At 70.0% G+C, this 19,679-nt stretch carries 18 protein-coding genes; 9 read left to right on the forward strand and 9 right to left on the reverse strand.

The features are described 5' to 3' along the window. The first annotated feature begins 139 nt into the window (after positions 1-139). Entirely contained in the window at positions 140-1,780 is a 1,641-nt protein-coding gene (locus tag AB0I53_RS30010) for a DUF4158 domain-containing protein (RefSeq protein ID WP_358610200.1), read from the forward strand. Next, entirely contained in the window at positions 1,729-3,351 is a 1,623-nt protein-coding gene (locus AB0I53_RS30015) for a transposase (protein ID WP_358610203.1), read from the forward strand. The genes AB0I53_RS30010 and AB0I53_RS30015 overlap by 52 nt, the downstream gene beginning before the upstream one ends. Before the next feature lie 58 nt (positions 3,352-3,409). On the opposite strand, the gene AB0I53_RS30020 is transcribed toward AB0I53_RS30015, so the two are convergent. Next, the gene (locus tag AB0I53_RS30020; RefSeq protein ID WP_358610206.1) at positions 3,410-3,697 is read right to left on the reverse strand and encodes a helix-turn-helix domain-containing protein; all 288 of its coding nucleotides are present in this window, start codon (positions 3,695-3,697) and stop codon (positions 3,410-3,412) included. A gap of 148 nt (positions 3,698-3,845) precedes the next feature. On the opposite strand from AB0I53_RS30020, the gene AB0I53_RS30025 reads away from it, so the two are divergent. From AB0I53_RS30025 to rraA, 6 genes are all read left to right on the forward strand, one after another. After that, on the forward strand, positions 3,846-4,049 hold the full coding sequence (locus AB0I53_RS30025) for a hypothetical protein (RefSeq protein ID WP_358610209.1): 204 nt from the start codon (positions 3,846-3,848) through the stop codon (positions 4,047-4,049). Continuing rightward, the gene (locus AB0I53_RS30030; protein WP_358610212.1) at positions 4,042-4,353 is read left to right on the forward strand and encodes an EthD family reductase; all 312 of its coding nucleotides are present in this window, start codon (positions 4,042-4,044) and stop codon (positions 4,351-4,353) included. Before AB0I53_RS30025 ends, AB0I53_RS30030 begins: the two co-directional genes overlap by 8 nt. A gap of 110 nt (positions 4,354-4,463) precedes the next feature. Continuing rightward, positions 4,464-5,333 (forward strand): PhzF family phenazine biosynthesis isomerase, encoded by an 870-nt coding sequence (locus AB0I53_RS30035; protein WP_358610215.1) that lies wholly within the window; start codon positions 4,464-4,466, stop codon positions 5,331-5,333. A gap of 433 nt (positions 5,334-5,766) precedes the next feature. Then, positions 5,767-6,636, forward strand: a complete 870-nt coding sequence (locus AB0I53_RS30040) for a recombinase family protein (RefSeq protein ID WP_358610218.1) — start codon at positions 5,767-5,769, stop codon at positions 6,634-6,636. 14 nt (positions 6,637-6,650) lie between these two features. Beyond that, positions 6,651-7,928 carry an RNA polymerase sigma factor gene (locus AB0I53_RS30045; RefSeq protein WP_358610221.1) on the forward strand — a complete coding sequence of 426 codons (1,278 nt, stop codon included), beginning with the start codon at positions 6,651-6,653 and terminating at the stop codon, positions 7,926-7,928. Between the two features lie 201 nt (positions 7,929-8,129). After that, complete coding sequence (rraA, locus tag AB0I53_RS30050) at positions 8,130-8,603, forward strand: ribonuclease E activity regulator RraA (protein ID WP_358610315.1); 474 nt, start codon at positions 8,130-8,132, stop codon at positions 8,601-8,603. Positions 8,604-8,612: 9 nt separating this feature from the next. Here the strand turns inward: rraA and AB0I53_RS30055 are convergent, their stop codons facing one another. Then, a complete protein-coding gene (locus tag AB0I53_RS30055) occupies positions 8,613-9,833 on the reverse strand; it encodes a family 10 glycosylhydrolase (RefSeq protein ID WP_358610224.1) in 1,221 nt (406 codons plus the stop codon). Between the two features lie 153 nt (positions 9,834-9,986). Between AB0I53_RS30055 and AB0I53_RS30060 the strand changes: the two genes are divergently transcribed. Further along, positions 9,987-10,217, forward strand: coding sequence for a hypothetical protein (locus AB0I53_RS30060; RefSeq protein ID WP_358610227.1), 231 nt, complete (start codon positions 9,987-9,989; stop codon positions 10,215-10,217). A 19-nt stretch (positions 10,218-10,236) separates the two neighbouring features. Here the strand turns inward: AB0I53_RS30060 and AB0I53_RS30065 are convergent, their stop codons facing one another. The 7 genes from AB0I53_RS30065 to tal all read right to left on the reverse strand — a co-directional run bounded on the left by AB0I53_RS30065 (position 10,237) and on the right by tal (position 19,677). Beyond that, positions 10,237-12,447 (reverse strand): NACHT domain-containing protein, encoded by a 2,211-nt coding sequence (locus tag AB0I53_RS30065; RefSeq protein ID WP_358610230.1) that lies wholly within the window; start codon positions 12,445-12,447, stop codon positions 10,237-10,239. Between the two features lie 125 nt (positions 12,448-12,572). Next, positions 12,573-13,193, reverse strand: coding sequence for a hypothetical protein (locus AB0I53_RS30070; RefSeq protein WP_358610233.1), 621 nt, complete (start codon positions 13,191-13,193; stop codon positions 12,573-12,575). 114 nt (positions 13,194-13,307) lie between these two features. Continuing rightward, positions 13,308-14,072, reverse strand: coding sequence for a 6-phosphogluconolactonase (gene pgl, locus AB0I53_RS30075; RefSeq protein ID WP_358610236.1), 765 nt, complete (start codon positions 14,070-14,072; stop codon positions 13,308-13,310). Then, positions 14,069-15,022, reverse strand: a complete 954-nt coding sequence (opcA, locus tag AB0I53_RS30080) for a glucose-6-phosphate dehydrogenase assembly protein OpcA (protein WP_358610239.1) — start codon at positions 15,020-15,022, stop codon at positions 14,069-14,071. Before opcA ends, pgl begins: the two co-directional genes overlap by 4 nt. After that, positions 15,019-16,551 (reverse strand): glucose-6-phosphate dehydrogenase, encoded by a 1,533-nt coding sequence (gene zwf, locus AB0I53_RS30085; RefSeq protein WP_358610318.1) that lies wholly within the window; start codon positions 16,549-16,551, stop codon positions 15,019-15,021. The genes opcA and zwf overlap by 4 nt, the downstream gene beginning before the upstream one ends. Continuing rightward, on the reverse strand, positions 16,551-18,185 hold the full coding sequence (locus tag AB0I53_RS30090) for a glucose-6-phosphate isomerase (RefSeq protein WP_358610242.1): 1,635 nt from the start codon (positions 18,183-18,185) through the stop codon (positions 16,551-16,553). The genes zwf and AB0I53_RS30090 overlap by 1 nt, the downstream gene beginning before the upstream one ends. Positions 18,186-18,570: 385 nt before the next feature. Then, positions 18,571-19,677 carry a transaldolase gene (gene tal, locus AB0I53_RS30095; RefSeq protein ID WP_358610245.1) on the reverse strand — a complete coding sequence of 369 codons (1,107 nt, stop codon included), beginning with the start codon at positions 19,675-19,677 and terminating at the stop codon, positions 18,571-18,573. Between the last annotated feature and the right edge of the window lie 2 nt (positions 19,678-19,679).

Consider the following 19,679-nt stretch of genomic DNA (forward strand, 5'->3'; position numbering starts at 1 on the left):
TGTTTCCGGGGTGTGACCCAGATACGCTCCAAACGGGCCATGGGATGATCTTGGCGGCGTGAGGGGGCGCCACCGTCACCCGTTCAGCCCAGCGTCGTTGATGGTGACGTTGGGCTGTCGTCTGGGGCCGGGGTGGGCTGTGACCTCGATTGAGCGGACCGCGTATCCGCGGTTCAAGCAGCTGATCAGTGCGCATGAGCTGCACTTGTTCTTCGCGCCGAGTCGCGAGGAGGCGGCTTGGGCCGCGGAGAGCACGCACTCCGAGGGGCACCAGCTCGCGCTGCTGCTGGCGCTGAAGTCGTATCAGCGCATGGGGCGCTTCCCGAAACCGGAGGAGTATCCGGCGGCGGTGGTGGACTTCGTTCTCCGGGCGGTGGAGCTGCCGGAGGGCACGGTGCTGCCGACCTTGGCGGACAAGACCGCGAAGAACCATCGCAGCCTGGTACGCCGGCGCCTGGACGCGCGGTACGAACCGGCTCGGGCCCGGGAGGTTGCCGAGGAGGCGATCCGGGCGGCGGCGGCATCGAAGAACCGCCCCGCCGACCTGATCAACATCGGGCTGGAGAAGGTGGTGGAGGCGGGCCTGGAGATCCCGGGCTTTTCGATGCTGGACCGGGCCGCGGCCCGGATTCGCGCCGAGGTGAACGGCTCGCTCTTCGCCCGCTTGCACGAGCGGATGGGCGCCGGCGGTAGCCAGCGCATGGCCGCTCTGCTGGACAACCGGCTGTCGGACGGCACCACGGAGCACAACTGCCTGAAGAAGCCGGCGAAGTCGCCGACGTGGTCGCACTTTCGTCAGCAGAAGGATCAGCTGATCTGGGTCGACGGGCTCGGGCCCACCGCCGAATGGCTGGACGGTGTGGCTGCGGCGAAGGTGAACGACTTCGCCGGCGAGGCCGAGGCTGCGGACGCACCGGGGATGCGGGACTACGAGCCCATCAAGCGGGCCGCGCTGCTGGCCTGCCTGGTGCGCAAGGCGCAGATGCGAGCTCGTGACGACCTGACGGCGATGTTCACCAAACGGGTCGCGCTGCAGGTCAAGCGGGCCAAGGCGGAGCTGGCGGAGTTGCACGAGAAGCAGCAGGCCATGGTCGAGGCGCTGATCGTCAACTACCGCACGCTGTTGCAGCACGTCGATGCCGACGGTCCCGCCCAGCAGGCGAAAGCCAAGGCAGGTCAGCTGTCCGCCGAGGTGCTGAACGTGCTGGCCGGGATCGAGGTGGATGCCGGGGCGAGGCAGGTGGCGGCCCGATTTGGCGGCGCGGTGGCGCCCGCACTGCACTCGCTGGCCGCCGCGGTGACGACGCAGGCCGGTGGGCTGTCGGCGGTGCTGCGGGCGGTGGACAGCTTTGGCGGGTTCGATGGGCAGTACGAGCAGATCGAGAAGGTCTCCGCGCACCACGGCGACTACTGGGAGGTGCTGCTGTACGGGCACCTACGCAAGGACCGGGCGGTGATGTACGACTTCGCCAAGCTCGTGGAGCTGGTGTCCACCACCGACGACACGAAGGTCCTGGACGCGCTGGAACACGCGCGGCGGCACAAGCTCACCCGGGACTTCATCCCCGACACCAACGCGGAGGGCAAGGAGCTCGACGTCTCCTTCGCGACGAAGAACTGGCAGAAGGCGATCCGGGACAAGAACCGGCCCGACCGCTTCGTACGGCGCCACTTCGAGGCGATGGTCTTCCACGCCCTCGCCGAAGCGTGCGGACCGGAGATGTGGCCGTGGCCGGCTCCGAGGAGCACGCCGACTGGAACGACCAGCTGCTCCCCATGAACGTCGTGGAGGCGAAACTGCCCGCTTACCTGGTCGAGGTCGGCCTGGTGGAGCCGGGAGAGGAGATGTCGTATGACGCGGCGAGCTTCCGGCGGCAGCTGCAGGACCGGCTGACCGCCGCGGCGGCGGCCGCGGACGCCGGCTATCCCGACAACGAAGGGCTGATCATCGCCCCGGAGACCGGGATCCCGTCGCTCAAGCGGCACCGGGCGGACGGGCAGACACCCTCGGCGAAGCGGCTGGAAGAGGCGATCAAGGCCCGGATGCCGGAGCGCACGCTGCTGGGGATCATCGCGCGGACGGCGTACTGGGTGGAATGGTGGCGGCGCTTCGGCCCGGCCTCCGGCGCGGAGCCGAAGCTGAAGGACCCCTTCGGCCGGTACGTGCTGACCACGTTCACCAAGGGCACCAACATGGGCCCGTACGAGGCCGCCAAGCACATCCCCGGTGTCAGCGGGCACGAGCTGTCCCTGGCCGCCAACCGGCACTTCTCCATCGCGCTGCTCAACGAGGCCATTGCCGACGTCGTCAATGCGCACGCCGAGCTCGACATCTCGCAGGCGTGGGGCAACGGCTCCACCGTCGCGGCCGACGGCACCCACATGGACACCTACCTCAACAACCTTCTGGCCGAGACGTCGATCCGCTACGGAAAGCCCGGCGGCATCGCCTACCACCACATCTCCGACACCTACATCGCACTCTTCACGCACTTCATCCCGTGTGGGGTGTGGGAGGCCGTCTACATCATCGAGGGCCTGCTCAAGAACGCCTCGGAACTCAAGCCGACCACCGTCCACGCCGATACCCAAGGCCAATCGTTCCCGGTCTTCGCGCTCGCCCACCTCCTCGGCTTCGACCTGGTGCCCAGGATCCGCAACTGGAAGGACCTCACGTTCTACCGGCCCACCCGGAGCGCCGAGTACGTCCACATCGACGCTCTGTTCGGCGAGCCGGGCAGGAACGTCATCGACTGGGACCTGATCGAGTCGCAGTTCCGCCACCTGATGAAGGTGGCCGTCTCCGTACGGGAGGGCGCGATCTCCTCCACGCTGCTGCTGCGCCGGCTGCGTGCGGGCTCCAACAAGAACGCCACGTACACCGCCTTTCGCGAGGTCGGCCGCGTCATCCGCACCGTGCAACTCCTGCGGTATCTGACGGACGCGCCGCTGCGCCGGCGGGTGACCGCCGCGACCAACAAGGTCGAGTCGTTCAACCGGTTCTCCCAGTGGGTCGGCTTCGGCAACGGCGGCGTGATCGCCGACAACGACCCCGTCGAGCAGGAGAAGACCGCGAAGTTCAACGCGCTGCTGTCCAATGCGGTGATCTTCCATAACGCGCTCGACATCGCCGAGATCGTGCGCCAGCTGCAGGCCGAGGGGATGGACATCGCCCCGGAGGACCTGGCACAGGTCTCGCCGTACCTGACCGAGCACATCCGGCGCTTCGGCGAGTACGCCACCCACGAGCTCGGCGCCGAGCCCGACGCGTACGACCCGCGCCTGGACGTCGACTTCACCCCTCTGCGCGGCGACGAGCCAGCGACCGAGGGTTTCTCGCAGGCCGCGTGAGCCCGTGTCCCGAGTCGGCGGCTGTCACATCACCGCTCCACCTGGTCGGGCGTGACCTTCACGTCTCCGTGGGCTCCTGATCGTTGTGTTCTTGCTCCTGCACCCAGGCGATCGCCCATTCGTCGAGCGGACGAAGGGCATCACGGAGTGCTGTCCCCAGCCGAGTGAGCTCGTAGCCATCGGCCGAGGGCGCGATGATCCCGCTCGATGCGAGTTCGCGGAGCCGCTGGTAGAGGACGCTGGATGACAGCCCTTCGCACCGTGCCAGCAGCGCGCGGGCACCGAGCGGACCCGCACGCAGCTCCCAGAGAATTCGCAGCGCCCACCGACGGCCGAACAGGTCCATCGCGGCCATGATGGGACGGCCCGTCGTCGATCCACGAACCGGTGTTCCTGGGCGCGGCGTCGGCATGACCCTCCTTGCGTTTCTTTATTCGAAACACTAGCATCCATCCGGTGTTTCTGATTTCGAAACGAACTCGACGGGAGAGCCGATGTCGCGGATAGCCCTGCTGGAACCGCCGTGCACCGACCAGGCCGGCGCACTGCTCGCGCGCATGATGCCCGGGGACGCCCCGCCGATCGGGCTGTTCCGCATGTTCGCCAGAATCCTCCCGATGGCTGGCGCCATGCACGGGTGGGGTCGCTACGAGTTGGGCAGCCAGCTGACGTCCCTGGACGGAGGTCGTCATGCATAGGTCGTTGGTCCTGTATTCCGAGCCCGCCGACCCTGACCACTTCCGCGACTACTACGTGAACAACCACCTTCCGCTGGTCAAGAATTGGCCCGGCCCGCTTGCGTGGCGCTACAGCTTCGACGTGGCGGCGACCGAGGGAGAAGCGCCGTATTTCGCGGTCTTCGAAGCCGACTTCGCTGACGCCGCCGCCATGGCCGCGGCGCGGGCGTCGTCGCATGGCCAGCGGGTGGCCGCCGATGTCGTCAACTACGCCACCGGCGGTTTGGTCGTCATCCACTATCCGGTGCAGGACGGCACCGGCTGAGGCAGGCCGGTACGCTCTGGGACGCGTTCGGTCGGCCGCTTAAGGCCAGGTCCGGCTAGCGGCGGACGCCGTTGGCGGTTGCCGGTTCGTTGAGCGTCAAAGGTGGGCCGATGTCCTGGCGGGATGTCACGGTGGTTGATGCGTGTGTGCGGCGTGACGGTCGGGGCGGTAGCCCCACGGCCGTCACCGACGACGACCCGGCGGCGACGGACGCTAACCGGCGTGCGGTCGCTGCTGCGGCCGGCACCTCGCACGCGGCGTTCCTCGGCCCGGGGCGGGCGCCGGACGGTGGCTGGCCGGTCCGGTTCTTCACCGCCACCGCCGAACTGTCCGGCTGCGGCCACGGCACCGTTGCCGCGCAGGCCGTCCGGTTGACCCGCACCGCGCTGGGCGAGCTGAACGACCGCCAACACACCGGCGGGCGCACGTTCGACACCGTCGCGATCCGCCGCCCCGCCGGCATCGAGGTGTGGTTCGACCAGGGCCTCGTCGCGCTGCGACACCCGGCACCGGACGAGCGCGCCGCGATCGTCGCCGCGCTCGGGCTCACCGCCGACGATCCGCATCCGACCGACGCGCCACGGATCGCCGCGCCCGGCGCACCACGCATGCTGGTACCGGTCCACGACCGGTCGGCGCTGCTCCGAGTCCACCCACACCTCGGCAGGCTGACAGCGGCGTGCCAGCGGTACGGGCTCCTCGGCTGTTTCGTGTACGTACCGCCGGTGGGCGACCGACCGGGTGCGGCGCGGATGTTCGCGCCGGCGATCGGTGTCGACGAGGACGTCGCCAACGCCAACAGCACCGGCTGCCTGGCCGCCCACCTGCTCGACACGACAGGGGCGCAGACGGTCGCGATCGAGGTGGAGCAGGGCGACACCCTCGGTCGACCGGCCAGCGTGCTCGCTTCGGCCCGACGCGGGCCGGCGGGCATCACGACCCGGGTCGGCGGGTTAGCGGTGGTCCGCGACGGACACTGAGGCGACGACTAGACCGTCCTCTTCTGCGATCCGCGCATGGGGCTGGGGCTGTCCGCTGCGGTCAAGCGTTGGCACCCGGTGGCGGCCGCAGCGCCGACCGACGCACCGAGCCAGGGCCGGTCGAGACGATGACCGGCTCGCCGGAAGGGCGGCGGCCCGAACAAGAACGAAAAGGAGACGACAAGTAGGTACGAGTCGCACCAGTACGACGTGATCGGCCATCAACCCCGAGCCCCTGCCACAGATGTCGCCAGACCTGGCCGAGCTCTTCGAGGACGGACACTGATGTACGAGGTCCGCGACTCTCACAAATGGACCATCTGTGAGAGTTCTGCGAGAGGCCGGTTCGTGATCACGTTTCCGCAGGTCGCCATTCGCAGAAAACCTCTCAAAACTCCGGTGTTCTGCAAGGCAGTTCTGAGAGACTTCCCGCGTGGATCTCACGACCGAGCAGGCCGCTAATGCGGTAGAACGACAGGATTGCCCGAAGTGCGAGGCTCCGGCCGGGAGTCCGTGCCGCACCCGCGGCGGGAAGACCGCGACGAAGTACCACACCGCCCGCTTCATCCTCGTTCCCGCGCTGCGTGAGGAACTCGACGTTGCCGTTCCTGACGACCGCGGCCCCGGCCGGGTCTGGGTGCCCGGCCCGCGCATCAAGGCCGAGACGCCGGCGCCGGCCGCGGCCGCGATCCGGATCGGGTACGCCCGCTGCTCCACCGCCCAGCAGGAACTGCAGTCCCAGCTCGACGCGCTCGACCGCGCGAACTGCAAGCGCGTCTTCTCGGAGAAGATCTCCACCCGCGTCAAGGTCCGCCCCGAACTGGAGAAGGCGCTCAAGCTCGCGTACGACATCCGCGAGGCCGCCCCGGACCAGCCGGTCATCCTCACCGTCCACGAGCTCAAGCGCCTCGCGCGCAATGCCGCCGAGCTAATGGCGCTGTCCGGGCAGCTGCAGGCCGCCGGCGTCCAGCTCGAACTCCTCACCGGCCCGCTCACCGGCATCTACGACCCCAACGGCATGGGCGCGATGTTCTTCGCCGTCCTGGCCGCCTCCGCGCAGATCGATCGCAACTACATCCGCGAGAAGACCCTCGAGGGCCAGCAGGCCGCCGCCGCCAAGGGCAACCACGGCGGCCGCCCGAAGGTGATTGACGACGACATGCTCACCTTCGCCGTCGCGCTCAAGGCCAAAGGCACCCCGGTCCCCGAGATCGCCAAGAAGCTCACCATCAAGACCGGCAAGAACGCCGGCAGGAACCCGTCCGTCGCCTCGCTCTACCGCGCGCTCGCCGAGGCCGACTAGACCAAGATCATCCCATGGCCCGTTTGGGCCGTATCTGGGTCACACCCGTTTCCGAAGCGCACCGCGCCATCGAGGCCGTCTGGCGGATCGAAGCCGCGCGGCTGATCGCGGGCTTGGCGCGGATCGTGCAGGACGTCGGCCTGGCCGAAGAACTCGCGCAGGACGCGCTGGTCATCGCCCTGGAGAAGTGGCCGGAGGCCGGGGTGCCGCCGAACCCGGGGGCCTGGCTGATGTCCACCGCCAAGCACCGCGCGATCGATCAACTGCGCCGCAACCAGCGCCTGGAGCGCAAACAGGACGAACTGGGCCGCGAGCTCGAACACCACCGCGACGTCGAGATCGACGCCGGCCCGGATTTCGGCGACGACCTGCTGCGCCTGGTGTTCACGGCGTGCCATCCGGTGCTGTCGACCGAGGCGCGGGTGGCGTTGGCCCTGCGCGTGCTGTGCGGGCTGACGACGAAGGAGATCGCCCGCGCGTTCCTGGTGCCGGAGGCGACCATCGCCCAACGCATCGTGCGGGCGAAGGAGACGTTGGCCCGCAAGCGGATTCCGTTCGAGGCGCCGAGCGGCGCGGAGCTGGCTGCCCGCCTGCCGTCGGTGCTGGAGGTCGTCTACCTCGTCTTCAACGAGGGATACGCGGCCACGGCGGGCGACGACTGGATGCGGACCGAGCTGTGCGAGGACGCGCTGCGGCTCGGGCGCATCGTGGCCGGGCTGGTGCCGGACGAGCCGGAGGCGCACGGACTGGTGGCGCTGCTGGAGATCCAGGCGTCCCGCGCCGCCGCGCGCATCGGCCGGACGGGCGAGCCGGTGCTGTTGCTGGAGCAGGACCGCGCGAGATGGGATCAGCTGCTGATCAGGCGCGGGCTCGCGGCGCTGGCCCGCGCGGAGGAATTGGGCGGCGAGCCCGGTCCGTACGCGGTGCAGGCCGCGATCGCCGCCTGCCACGCGCGGGCGCGGACTCCGGAGGAGACCGACTGGGCGCGCATCGCGGCGATTTACGAGGCGCTGGCCGACATCTCGCCGTCGCCGGTGGTGGAGCTCAACCGCGCGGTGGCGGTGTCGATGGCGTTCGGCCCGGAACACGGCCTGAACCTGGTCGACCAGCTGACGGCCGAACCGGCGCTGCAGAACTACCACCTGCTGCCCAGCGTCCGCGGCGACCTGCTCGTCAAGCTCGGTCGGCGCGCCGAAGCCCGCGCGGAGTTCGAACGAGCGGCATCTCTCACCGCGAACGAGCGGGAACGAGCCCTCCTCCAAGACCGCGCCCAAGCCTGCGACCAGCCATGACCCGCCGCAGCGCGGGAGGGATCCCCGATTTTAGGCAAAATTGCGGGCGACGAGTCGCGGCGCTGGGGTTTCCGATTTTGGGCGAAATTGGGCGGGGCTCCGCGGCGGAGGGTTGGTGTGGCGTTGGTCGCGGTGCTGGGTCGTGCCCGGCTACCGGTGGGTACGCTCGCCGTCCACGGCAGCGGCGATCCGGGAGGATTCATGGCTCAGGCGACGGCTGATCTCGCGGACCGGGAAGGCCCGGAGGTGCGCAGCTGCGACGTGCAGTTCCGCAACCTCGGCGGGCGCGAGGCGTTCGAAGGCCGGATCCGCACGGTCACCTGCTTCCAGGACAACGCCCTGCTCAAGAAGGTCCTCTCCGAGCCCGGCGACGGCCAGGTGCTGGTCATCGACGGCCGCGGCTCGCTGCACACCGCGCTGATCGGCGACGTGATCGCCGAGATCGGCCGCTCGAACGGCTGGAGCGGGGTCATCATCAACGGCGCGGTGCGCGACTCGGCGGTGTTGGCTGGGATGGACTTCGGCGTCAAGGCGCTGGGTGCCAACCCGCGCAAGAGCACCAAGACCGGCGAGGGAACCGTCGACGAGGTGATCGAGCTCGGCGGCATCCGGTTCGTCCCTGGTGAGCGCGTGGTGTCCGACCAGGACGGCATCGTGGTGATCACCGAACCGTAGTGCCGCCGGTCAGCCGGGGTATTCGGCGTAGTGCTCCCGGACGACGCGCGCCATGGCTTCGGCGGCGTTGGTGGTCAGCGACTTCGCGCTGAAGTAGATGTCGCCCTTGACGCCGCGGTAGTCGCTGTTGAGCGCCAGGTGGGCGGCGAGCTCGCCGGGATCGGTCCAGCCCTCCTTGCCGACCCGGTAGGCGGCCTGGCCGATGTAGAGGTCCACGCCGGTGCCCGAGACCGTCTTGGACCACCACGGGATCAGGGCGGCGTAGTCGGCGGCCGGGTGGCCGATCTGCCAGTAGACCTGCGGGGCGATGTAGTCGACCCAGCCCTCCCGCACCCACTTGCGGGTGTCGGCGTAGATCGCCGAGTACGACTCCAGCCCCTTGGTGTCCGAGCCCGCCGGGTCGCTGGCCGCGTTGCGCCAGATGCCGAACGGGCTGACGCCGAACTCCGCGTCCGGCTTGGCCCGGTGCACCCGGGCGTCGAGGTCGGACACCAGCTGGTCGACGTTGTGCCGGCGCCAGTCCTCGATGTCGTCGAAGTCCTTGCCGTGCTCGGCGAAGGTCTTCTCGTCCGGGATCTTCTGGTCTTCGACGGGGTAGGGGTAGAAGTAGTCGTCGAGGTGCACGCCGTCGACGTCGTAGTTCTCGACCGCGTGCATGATCGCGCCGGTCACGAACTCGCGGGCCGCCGGCACGCCCGGGTTGTAGTAGAGCTTGCCGCCGTAGGCGAAGGTCCACTCCGGGTGCTTGCGTGCGGGGTGCTCCGGGACGAGCGCCTGCGGGTCGTCGGTCATGCTGATCCGGTACGGGTTGAACCAGGCGTGGAACTGCAGGCCGCGCTTGTGCGTCTCGTCGACCATGAACCGCAGCGGGTCGTAGCCGGGATCGCGGCCCTGCTGCCCGGTCAGCCAGTGCGACCACGGCTCGTGCGGCGACGGCCAGAACGCGTCGGCGGTCGGCCGCACCTGGACGAACACGGCGTTCAGCTTGTTCGCGACGGCCTGGTCGAGCAGCTTCCGGTACTCGGCCTGCTGCTGCGCTGCGGAAAGCCCCGGTTTGCTCGGCCAGTCGATGTTCTCCACCCCGGCGATCCACATCCCGCGCATCGCGGTGGTCGGCTCCTTGGCCGCAACGCCGGTGGTCCCGAAGAACCCGAGCAGGATCGCCACCAATCCCAGCGCCAGCCCCATCATGTCCGCCCGGATCCGGCGCAACCCCTGAATGCGGGTCATCCCAGCTCACCTCGCCGCTGATCGACAACTGCGCGCCACAGCGTACGACCAACGGCGCCGAAATGGCGAGGACCGCCGCCGTCGCCTGATCCGGGCCGATGCCGGGCCGCCGAGAGCCACCCGGCGATCTGGCGGAATATGCCATCCGGCGCGATGCGAGTACGAGCCAAAACTCGAAATTCTTGCCTGACCTACCGGCCCGACGACGTCGTCACCTGGGACTGGCGCGGACTGGTCCTGATCGGCTTCGGCCCGGGCGAGAGCAACCACGATCCGGGCCTCTACCTGCTGACCGGCGAGTACGCGGTCGACATCGCCGACGACCACCGCTGGGTGCGCCGGGCGCACGGCGCGGAACGCGACCTCTGCGCCGAACTCTCCTGACCCGGTTGATCGGGTCGCGTCACGCCGTCTGGCGGGAGCGGTTCCTGGCCAGCTTTCGGGCCCGTTTTTCGGCGCGTGCGCCGAGCAGGGCGGGATCGCATTCGGCGAGGTGGTCGCGCACCAGCAGGTGCACGAACCGCCACTCGCCGTCCGACCGGCTCAGCAGGCTTCGATCTGCGGCGTGCGCGAGGAAGTCGCGCCGCCTGGGCGGCAGGTAGCCGGTGAAGCGGAACGCCAGCAGGCCGAGCAGCGATGCTCCTGGACCGTCCTCCCAGGCGAGGAACCCGCATCCGCCGAGCACCAAACCGACGGCGAACCCGAGGAAGCGCGGGTCGATCGGTGCGCCCACGGCGATGCCCAGCGACACCCCGACGAGCGCTCCCGCGACCGCGCAGAGCACGGTCTGCTTGGTGAAGTTCCAGTTCCTCGGCTCGTCCACAATCCACCTGGAGATGCAGAAATGGACTGTGTGCAAGGCCGTCGAGCCGATGAAGGCGCTGCCTGCCAAACCGACCACCCAGGCTCCCACCAGCTCTTCGGTCGGGCCGATCCACAGCGTCAGCACCAGGGTCGCGAGTCCGGCCGCGAGCGCGACCAGCCACGCGGTGACAGCTTCCGACACGAAGTAAGCCGATGCCGTGAGACCAGCGCTGACAGCGACACCCGCGGCGATGATGGCGGCGGAAACCGGTGCGGGGGCACCAGCCAGGACCCAGCACACCGCCAGCATGACGCCGATCGCGCCCGCCCCGGCGGTCAGGCCGACGACCACTGCGAAGCGGGCGGCTTTGGCCAGATGCGGTGACGACCGCGCGCCAGCCGGCGGGAGCGGGTCGCGGCTGGCCAAGCCCGTTCCCACCGCTGCAGCGCATGCGGTGACCACACCCGCGAACAGGCCGAACTGCACCATTGCGGCGAGCACGATGGGCGCGGTGAAAGCCGCCAACGCCACCGGCGTGAAAACGCCCGTGGCCGCAACGGTGACGTCGAGCGGGACGCACTTGTACCAGTCGAGGTGGGACAGGAACCGCTTCCTCAGCACCGCGTTCCCGCGATAGGAGTCCCGGGCCAGCATCGCCATGAACCACAGCGTGCGGACGGTTTCCCGAGGCGTGTAGCGGGACGGCGGTGTGACCCGGCGCGCCAGCACCTCGCAGACGTAGGCGTCGAACAGCTCCCGGCGGGCGCTCGTCGTGTCCTCGGCCCGCAGTTGCGTGCCGTCGGCTCCCTGCACGGCCAGCGCCATGATGTTGAGCATCAGCGGAGAGTCCAGCAGTTCCCACAGCTCCGGGTCGCTCGTCAGCATCGACCGGACGCCGTGGAGCCCCTGCCCGGCGCCCTCGAAGTACTCCGCCAGCCGATCGCGGGTCAGCGGCTGGATGCGCACCGCGCCGTGCAGGCTGAGCCGTTCGGGCAACCTGTCGTACTCGCCCAGGCGACTGCACACCGCGATCTGCGGCACGAACACCTTCTGCGGCAAGGAGTTGAGCGCGCGGACGCACTCCTCGCGGTGTTCCGGGGCCACCTCGTCGAGACCGTCGAGCAGCAACGCCAGCTCGCCCGCTGCCAGCCATGCGTCGGCGACCGCGTGCGGAATGGTGTACCTGCGCCGCAGTTCGTCACGCAGCCATTGGACGAAGTCGGCGGGCTCGCGCTTCTTGTCGTCGGTGCCGGGCCATCCCGAGAGGTCGAGCAGGACGGGGATCGGCTGTTCCGGATCCTGCCGGGCGCGCGCGACCAGCGCGTGGGCCAGCTCCAGCAGCAGCGTGGTCTTGCCCGCGCCGGGGTCGCCGAGGACGAGCATGGACTGGTGGAGCTCGTCGAAGATCTCGGAGATCGGCGCGTTCGACGCGATGGCGTGCTCGGCACCGCCGACGGGTTGCACCGTCAGGGACTGCGGGCGGATAACCGCGTCCGGCCGTTCGTCGAGGTCCAGCTCGATGCGCGCCTTAGCGGCGAGGGACTGCGAGAACCGTTGGTGGACGTAGTGCTCGACGCGATCCAGGGCGTTCGGCCGGTTGCGCGGGTGGTCGACGGGACGGCTTGTGATGGCCGACTGCTGGCGCGCCAGCATCTCCCACAGCGCGGCGGCCACGGAAACGGCCCACAACACACCGATGACCGGCCAGGTCCAGTCGGTGTAGGGCGCGAGGAACGCCGGTGCGGTGCCGCCGGTGCCGATGTTGATGGCGGTCGGCAACAGCACCGCGCTGACGGAAACTCCCAGCACGAATGCGCTGACGCGATGAAGTCGACCCCGTCCACGGCGCATAACGCGGAAGATTACCCAGTGCCCGCGGCCGATTGTTCCCGCTCATGCCGATTGAACTCGGAAACCCGGCCTGGCAGGGGAATTCAGGGCAAGCACCGCACCCGGCCGTTCGTGAAGTGGGCGAATGCTCGATCGATCTCCTCGAGGGGCTGCCGGAGCGAGCGGACTCCGAACCACAAGCCGCGGACCCCGAGCGTTTTCGTGCGCAGGGCGCGCTGAACGTCGGGATGGTCCAGCCCGACAACGCCCGGCGTCGCCGCGGTCGTGCCGGGCGCGAGTTCCAGCACGAGCATCGGTTGGCCGAGCCGTCGTTTGAGATGAATCCCGGCGACGGCGGGCCAGGGGAGGAAGACGGCCGGTGCCGCCTCGTTGCTGCAGTGCAGTCCCGCAGCCGAGATTCGCATCGCCACCGCGGGAATCCCGGCTCGCTGCCAGGTCTCCCGCAGACGTCGCGTCGCAGCGAACTGGCGTCCGGCGTCGAGCGCGAGGAGCAAGCCCGGGAACGCGATCATCAGCATCACCAGCCAGTTGGCGGGAAGTGTCAGGGCGCCGCCGACGCCGAGCCCGGTGATGATCCCGGCGGCGATCGACGTCGTCCAAGCGGAGGTGCGCCGCGACCGCAGGACGATGGTGCGTCCCTGGGCGACCGTCCGGGCATCGACCTCGACGACTAACTCCGTGACCGCATTGCGTTCCTGATCCACCGGCTCAGTCTGGACCAGCGACGCCGCCCGCGTAGCCGAGATGGATCAAGGACCCGAAACGAGAAGGGCACCTCCGAGCAACTCGTGCTCGAAGGTGCCCTTCGCCGCGAAGGATCAGCCTCCGGTCGGGATGGCCGATGCCGCGGTCGGGTCCAGCAGCCACAGCGTTCGGTCCCGGCCGCGGGCTCCCGCCGCCGGGATGTCCACCGGCTTCGCCCCGCCCAGCGCCGCCGCCACCGGTTCGGCCTTCGCCTCGCCGGTGGTCATCAGCCAGACCTCCGAAGCCGCCTGGATCGCCGGGAGCGTCAGGGAGATCCGGGTCGGCGGCGGCTTCGGGCAGTCGTGCACGCCCACCACCGTCCGCTCGGCTTCCTGCACGTACGGCGTGTCCGGGAACAGCGACGCCGTGTGCCCCTCCTCGCCGACGCCCAGCAGCAGCACGTCGAAGTGCGGCACCGCGATGTCGGTCGCCCGCGACGCCGTGGTCGCGAGCACCTCCGCGTAGTGCGCCGCCGCCGCGTCGGCGTCCGGGCCGAACTTGCCGTCCGCCGGCGCCATCACGTGCACCCGTTCCGGGTCGACCGGGACGTGGTCCAGCAGGGCGTGGCGGGCCTGGGTCTCGTTGCGGTCCGGGTCGCCGTCCGGCAGGAACCGCTCGTCGCCCCAGTAGACGTCCACGTTCGCCCAGTCCACCGCGTCCCGGGCGGGGGAGCGGTTGACCTGTTCGAGCACGCCGATGCCCGTCCGGCCACCGGTGAGCACCACCGACGCCACGCCGTGCGCGGCCTGCGCGTCGACGAGCCTGATGATCAGCCGGGCCGCCGCCGCGGCGGCGAGCAGCTCGCCGGTGGCGTGCACGACCACTTCCGGCCGGCTCATGAACCGGCCTCTGCTTCCGCCGGTTCCTCCTCGCCGCGCACGATCTTGTCCAGGCCCTCCAGGGTGGCCTCGTAGATCTCGTCCGGGTCGAGGCGGCGCAGTTCCTCGGTGAGGCAGTCGCGCACCTCGCGGCGCTGCAGCGACACCCGCCGGTCCGGCTGACCCGGCTGGGTCAGCGTCCCGACCTTGCCGTCCGGGCGGACGATCTCCACGTTGCCCGACGAGCGCTCCAGCACCGCCGAGACGATGCCCGGCCCGCGCGGGTGCTCGACCCGGCGCACCGGGATACCCAGGTAGCTGGCCAGCCACGCGGCCAGCAGGTCGGTCGACGGCGAGTCCGCCGCGCCGGTGACCGTGGCGGCCGTGACCGCCTCGTGCGGCGGCAGGTCCAGCGCCGCCGCCAGCACCGCGCGCCACGAGGTCAGCCTGGTCCAGGCCAGATCCGTGTCACCATCCACATAGGACTGGACGCGTTTCTGCAGTGAGACGATCGGGTCCCCGTCGGCCGCCGCGTCGGTGATCCGCCGGTGCGACAGCGCGCCGATCGGGTCCTTCGCGGGACTGTCCGGCGCGTCCGAGGGCCACCACGCGACCACCGGGGCGTCCGGCAGCAGCAATGGCACCACCGAGCCCGCGCCCTCGTCGGCCAGCGGCCCGTACAGCCGCAGCACGATGACCTCCGACGCCCCCGCGTCGCCGCCGACGCGGATCTGGGCGTCCAGCCGCGGCGCGGCCTGCCGCGCCCCGCTGGCCACCACGATCACCCGGCACGGGTGCTCCCGGCTGGCGTCGTTGGCGGCCTGGATGGCCTTCTCCACCTCGGTGCCGTCACCGGTGACGATCACCAGCGTCAGCACCCGGCCCAGCGCGACCGCACCACCGGACTCGCGCAGTTCGACCAGCTTCTTGTTGACCTGCGAAGTGGTGGTGGACGGCAGATCGATGATCACGGTCGCCTCCAGACGCGTCCGGTTCGGGCCAGCATCGCGTCCGCCGACGGCGGACCCCACGTCCCGGCCTTGTACGGCTCGGGCTTGCCGCGGGCGACCCAGTGCTCCAGCACCGGGTCGAGGATCTGCCAGGACAGTTCGACTTCCTCGTTGACCGGGAACAGCGACGGCTCGCCGAGCAGCACGTCCAGGATCAGCCGCTCGTAGGCCTCCGGCGAGGACTCGGTGAACGCGTGCCCGTAACCGAAGTCCATGGTCACGTCGCGCACCTCCATCGACGTGCCCGGCACCTTCGCGCCGAAGCGCATCGTGATGCCCTCGTCCGGCTGCACCCGGATCACCAGGGCGTTCTGCCCGAGCTCCTCGGTCATCGTGCTGTCGAACGGGAGGTGCGGGGCGCGCTTGAACACCACCGCGATCTCGGTGACCCGGCGGCCCAGCCGCTTGCCGGTGCGCAGGTAGAACGGCACCCCGGCCCACCGCCGGCTCTCCACCTCCAGGGTGATCGCCGCGTAGGTCTCGGTGATCGAGTCGGACGCGAAACCGCCCTCCTCGTGCAGGCCCGGCACCAGCGAACCGCCCTGCCAGCCACCGGTGTACTGGCCGCGGGCGGTGGTCTGGTCGAACGGGCCGACCGGCTTGGTCGCCGACAGCACCTTGACCTTCTCCGCGCGCAGGTCCTGCGGCGAGAAGGAGACCGGCTCCTCCATCGCGGTGAACGCCAGCAGCTGCAGCAGGTGGTTCTGGATCACGTCGCGCGCCGCGCCGATGCCGTCGTAGTAGCCGGCGCGCCCGCCCAGGCCGATGTCCTCGGCCATGGTGATCTGCACGTGGTCCACGTAGTGCGCGTTCCAGATCGGCTCGAACAGCTGGTTCGCGAAGCGCAGCGCCAGGATGTTCTGCACCGTCTCCTTGCCGAGGTAGTGGTCGATGCGGAACACCGACTCCTCGGGGAACACCTCGTTGACGATGCCGTTGAGGTGCCGCGCGCTCTCCAGGTCGTGGCCGAACGGCTTCTCGATGACCACCCGCCGCCAGCTCTCGTCGGTCGGCTCGGTCAGCCCGGACCGCGACAGCTGCTTGAGCACCGTCGGGAACGCCGACGGCGGCACCGACAGGTAGAACGCGTGGTTGCCGCCGGTGCCCCGGTCGGCGTCGAGTTCCTTGACCGTGGCGGCGAGCCGGTCGAACGCGGCGTCGTCGTCGAACGAGCCGGGCACGAACCGGATGCCCTCCGCCAACCTGTCCCAGACGTTCTGGTGGAACGGGGTCCGCGCGTGCTCCTTGACCGCGTCGTAGACGACCTGGCCGAAGTCCTGGTCGGCCCAGTCGCGGCGGGCGAAGCCGGTCAGCGCGAAGCCCGGCGGCAGCAGGCCGCGGTTGGCGAGGTCGTAGATCGCCGGCATCAGCTTCTTGCGGGAGAGGTCACCGGTCACGCCGAAGATCGTCAGCCCGCACGGGCCGGCGATCCTGGGCAGCCGCTTGTCCCGCGGGTCGCGCAGCGGGTTTTGCCACTGTTCGCTTTGAATCACGCCTGGTCCTCCAAGGAGCGCAGGTCCTGCACGGCCTTGACCAGCTCGACGAGCCCGGCCGCCCGGTCGGTGAGGTGCAGCCGCAGCACGGGCCGGCCCCGGTCGGCGAGCACCTGGCCATCGCCGAGCGCCTGGGCGCGCTGCAGCCCGGCCAGAGTGTACGGCCGGTCCGGCACCTCCAGGTCCTCTTCGGTGGCCCCGGTGATCTGCAGGAACACGCCGTTCTGGTGGCCGCCCTTGTGGTACTGGCCGGTGGAGTGCAGGAATCGCGGTCCCCAGCCGAAGGTCGTCTGCAGCCCGGTGCGGCGCGCCAGCTCCGGCCGCAGCACCGCGGTCGAGGCGTCGTCGAGGCGGTCCAGGTACGCCTGGATCGACAGGTAGCCGCGCTCCGGCGCGACGGCCAGGAATGCCCGCAGAGCCTCGGCCACGTTGCCGACGCCGGCGGTCACCCAGTCGCCGGAGGCGTGCACCTCGATCGAGCCGTCGACCAGCGTCGGGGTCGCGGCCGGACCACCGGCCGGGCCGTCCAGCAGCGCCCGCGCGGCCTTCTTCGCGGCCTCCACGTCCGGCTGGTCGAACGGGTCGATGCCCAGCAGCCGGCCTGCCACCGCGGTGGCGAACTCCCACAGCAGGAACATGCCGCCCAGCGGGCCGGTGGTGCTGATCCGCGCGCCGTCGACGCCCGGCCCGACGGCCACGGTCGTCGCGTCCGCGCCGGCGTCGGCGAAGCCGGGGGCGTCGGTGCTCTCCACGACCACCGGCAGCAGGCCGGTGCCGTTCTTACCGGTGGACTCGGCGATCAGCTGCTCGACCCAGTCGCCGAAGCCCTTGATGCCCGAGCCGGTGTCGGCGAACACGACCTTCTCGGCGCCCTTGGCGTGCGCCGCGCCCAGCGTCGCGGCCAGCCGCAGGGCCGGGTTGCCGTCGTCGTCGGCGCTCAGCAGCCGGAACGCGGCGGCCGCGTCGTCCAGCAGCGCGGCGACGTCGGCACCGGCCAGCCCGGCGGGCACCAGGCCGAAGGCGGTCAGCGCCGAGTAGCGGCCGCCCACGTGCGGGTCGGCGGTGAACACCTTGCGGTAGCCCGCCTCGCGCGCCGCCGACTCCATCGCTGAACCGGGGTCGGTGACCACGATGATGCGGGTCACAGGATCGATTCCGTTTTGCGTGAAAGCCCGCTCGAAGATCCGGCGGTGGCTGTCGGTCTCGACGGTCGTGCCCGACTTCGAGGAGACCACCAGCACGGTCCGGTCGAGATCACCGGCCAGCGCGTCGGCGACCTGCCCGGGGTCGGTGGTGTCCAGCACGACCAGCGGCACGCCGGCGGTCGCGGTGATCACCTCCGGAGCCAGCGACGAGCCACCCATCCCGGCCAGCACGATGCGGTCCAGGCCCTCGGCGTGCAGTTCGGCGCGCAGCGCGTCGATCTCGGCGAGCAGCGGACGCGAGCTCTCGTGCAGCGTCGTCCAGGACAGCCGGATGGATGCCTCGCTCTCGGCGTCCGGACCCCACAGCGTGGCGTCCTGGGCGGCGAGCTTGCCGGCAACCGCATCGGCGGCCAACTGCTCGACCAGCGGTCGGGCCTCGGCCGCTAGCGCCACATCGCGAATGTCGACGGAGGTTTCGGTTGCCATGTAGTTCCTTCAGCGCTCGAATTAGTTGGACTCGAACCCCAGTTCGACCTGCGTCTCCGGAGTTCGATCTTGGAAGCCAACTTCGTGCGACCACAGTGTCGCCGATCCGGGCCGGTGCGGCAGATGCGCACCGGCCCGGAATCACAGCTTAAAGAGCGAGTGCCCGGGACGTCTTCAGCTGGACGTAGACGTCAGGCAAGCGGCGAAGCCGCTTTCGGCCACCTACGCAAGATGACCACCCGCGGGTTCTCAGACTGTGCCCACCCCGTCGGGGTTCTTGGCGAGGCCAGTCCCCGGCGCCGTGTATTGGACATACATCAGCCGGGGATCCCGCAGTCCAGGCGGCGTCTGAGGTTCCGCTACGGAAAACGACCCGTGACTCCTCTTACTTGGCCTGCGCCAGCTGCTGGCCGACGGTCTCCAGCAGCTCGGTCCAGGACTTCTCGAACTTCTCGACGCCCTCGCTCTCCAGCACCGCGAACACGTCGTCGAGGTCGATGCCGATCTTCGCGAGGTCGTCGAAGACCTGCTGCGAGGCGGCGGCCGTGCCGGTGACCAGGTCGCCGCGCACGTCGGCGTGGTCGGCGGTGGCCTTCAGGGTCGCCTCCGGCATGGTGTTCACCGTGTTCGGCGCGACCAGCTCGTCCACGTAGCGCGTGTCTGAGTAGGACGGGTCCTTCACACCGGTGGACGCCCACAGCGGACGCTGCGCCTTGGCGCCGGCGGCCTCCAGCGGCTTCCAGCGCTCGGAGGAGAAGACCTCCAGGTAGGCGGCGTAGGCCAGGCGGGCGTTGGCGATCGCCGCCTTGCCACGCAGCTCCTCGCCGCCGGCGATCTTCGCCAGCCGCTTGTCGATCTCGGTGTCCACCCGGGACACGAAGAACGACGCGACCGAGGCGATCTGGCTGACGTCGTGGCCGTTGGCCTTGGCCTGCTCCAGGCCGGCCAGGAACGCGTCCATCACGTCGCGGTAGCGCTGCACCGAGAAGATCAGCGTGACGTTGACGCTGATGCCCTCGGCGAGCACGCGGGTGATCGCGGGCAGGCCCGCCAGGGTGGCCGGGATCTTGACCATCAGGTTCGGCCGGTCGACGGCCTTCCACAGGTCGATGGCCTCGGCCACGGTGCGGTCGGTGTCGTGCGCCAGCCGCGGGTCGACCTCCAGGGAGACCCGGCCGTCGACGCCGCCGGTCGACTCGTAGACGTTGCGGAAGATGTCCGCAGCGTCCCGGACGTCGGCGGTGGTCAGCTCGCGCACCGTGTCGTCCACGCTCGCGCCGCGGGCCGCCAGCTCGCGCACCTTGCCGGTGTAGTCGGCGGCGTTGGACAGCGCGTTGGCGAAGATCGTCGGGTTGCTCGTGACGCCGACGACCGCCTGGTCGGTGATCAGCTCGGCCAGGTTGCCCGAGGAGATCCGCTGGCGCGACAGGTCGTCCAGCCAGATCGAGACCCCGGCCTCGCTGAGCGCCTTGAGGTTCGGATTGGTGGTCACAG

This window comes from Saccharopolyspora sp. NPDC050389 (genome assembly GCF_040655595.1).
In the GTDB taxonomy this organism is placed as follows: domain Bacteria; phylum Actinomycetota; class Actinomycetes; order Mycobacteriales; family Pseudonocardiaceae; genus Saccharopolyspora.

What these genes read in the sequence shown, in the direction of transcription:
- AB0I53_RS30030 (WP_358610212.1), top strand. Translation starts at nt 4,042, where the DNA reads ATGCATAGGTCGTTGGTCCTGTATTCCGAGCCCGCCGACCCTGACCAC.
- AB0I53_RS30045 (WP_358610221.1), top strand. Translation starts at nt 6,651, where the DNA reads ATGGCCCGTTTGGGCCGTATCTGGGTCACACCCGTTTCCGAAGCGCAC.
- AB0I53_RS30090 (WP_358610242.1), bottom strand. Translation starts at nt 18,185, where the DNA reads ATGGCAACCGAAACCTCCGTCGACATTCGCGATGTGGCGCTAGCGGCC.
- rraA (WP_358610315.1), top strand. Translation starts at nt 8,130, where the DNA reads ATGGCTCAGGCGACGGCTGATCTCGCGGACCGGGAAGGCCCGGAGGTG.
- pgl (WP_358610236.1), bottom strand. Translation starts at nt 14,072, where the DNA reads ATGAGCCGGCCGGAAGTGGTCGTGCACGCCACCGGCGAGCTGCTCGCC.
- AB0I53_RS30020 (WP_358610206.1), bottom strand. Translation starts at nt 3,697, where the DNA reads ATGGACCTGTTCGGCCGTCGGTGGGCGCTGCGAATTCTCTGGGAGCTG.
- AB0I53_RS30055 (WP_358610224.1), bottom strand. Translation starts at nt 9,833, where the DNA reads ATGACCCGCATTCAGGGGTTGCGCCGGATCCGGGCGGACATGATGGGG.
- AB0I53_RS30035 (WP_358610215.1), top strand. Translation starts at nt 4,464, where the DNA reads ATGTCCTGGCGGGATGTCACGGTGGTTGATGCGTGTGTGCGGCGTGAC.
- AB0I53_RS30025 (WP_358610209.1), top strand. Translation starts at nt 3,846, where the DNA reads ATGTCGCGGATAGCCCTGCTGGAACCGCCGTGCACCGACCAGGCCGGC.
- AB0I53_RS30060 (WP_358610227.1), top strand. Translation starts at nt 9,987, where the DNA reads ATGCGAGTACGAGCCAAAACTCGAAATTCTTGCCTGACCTACCGGCCC.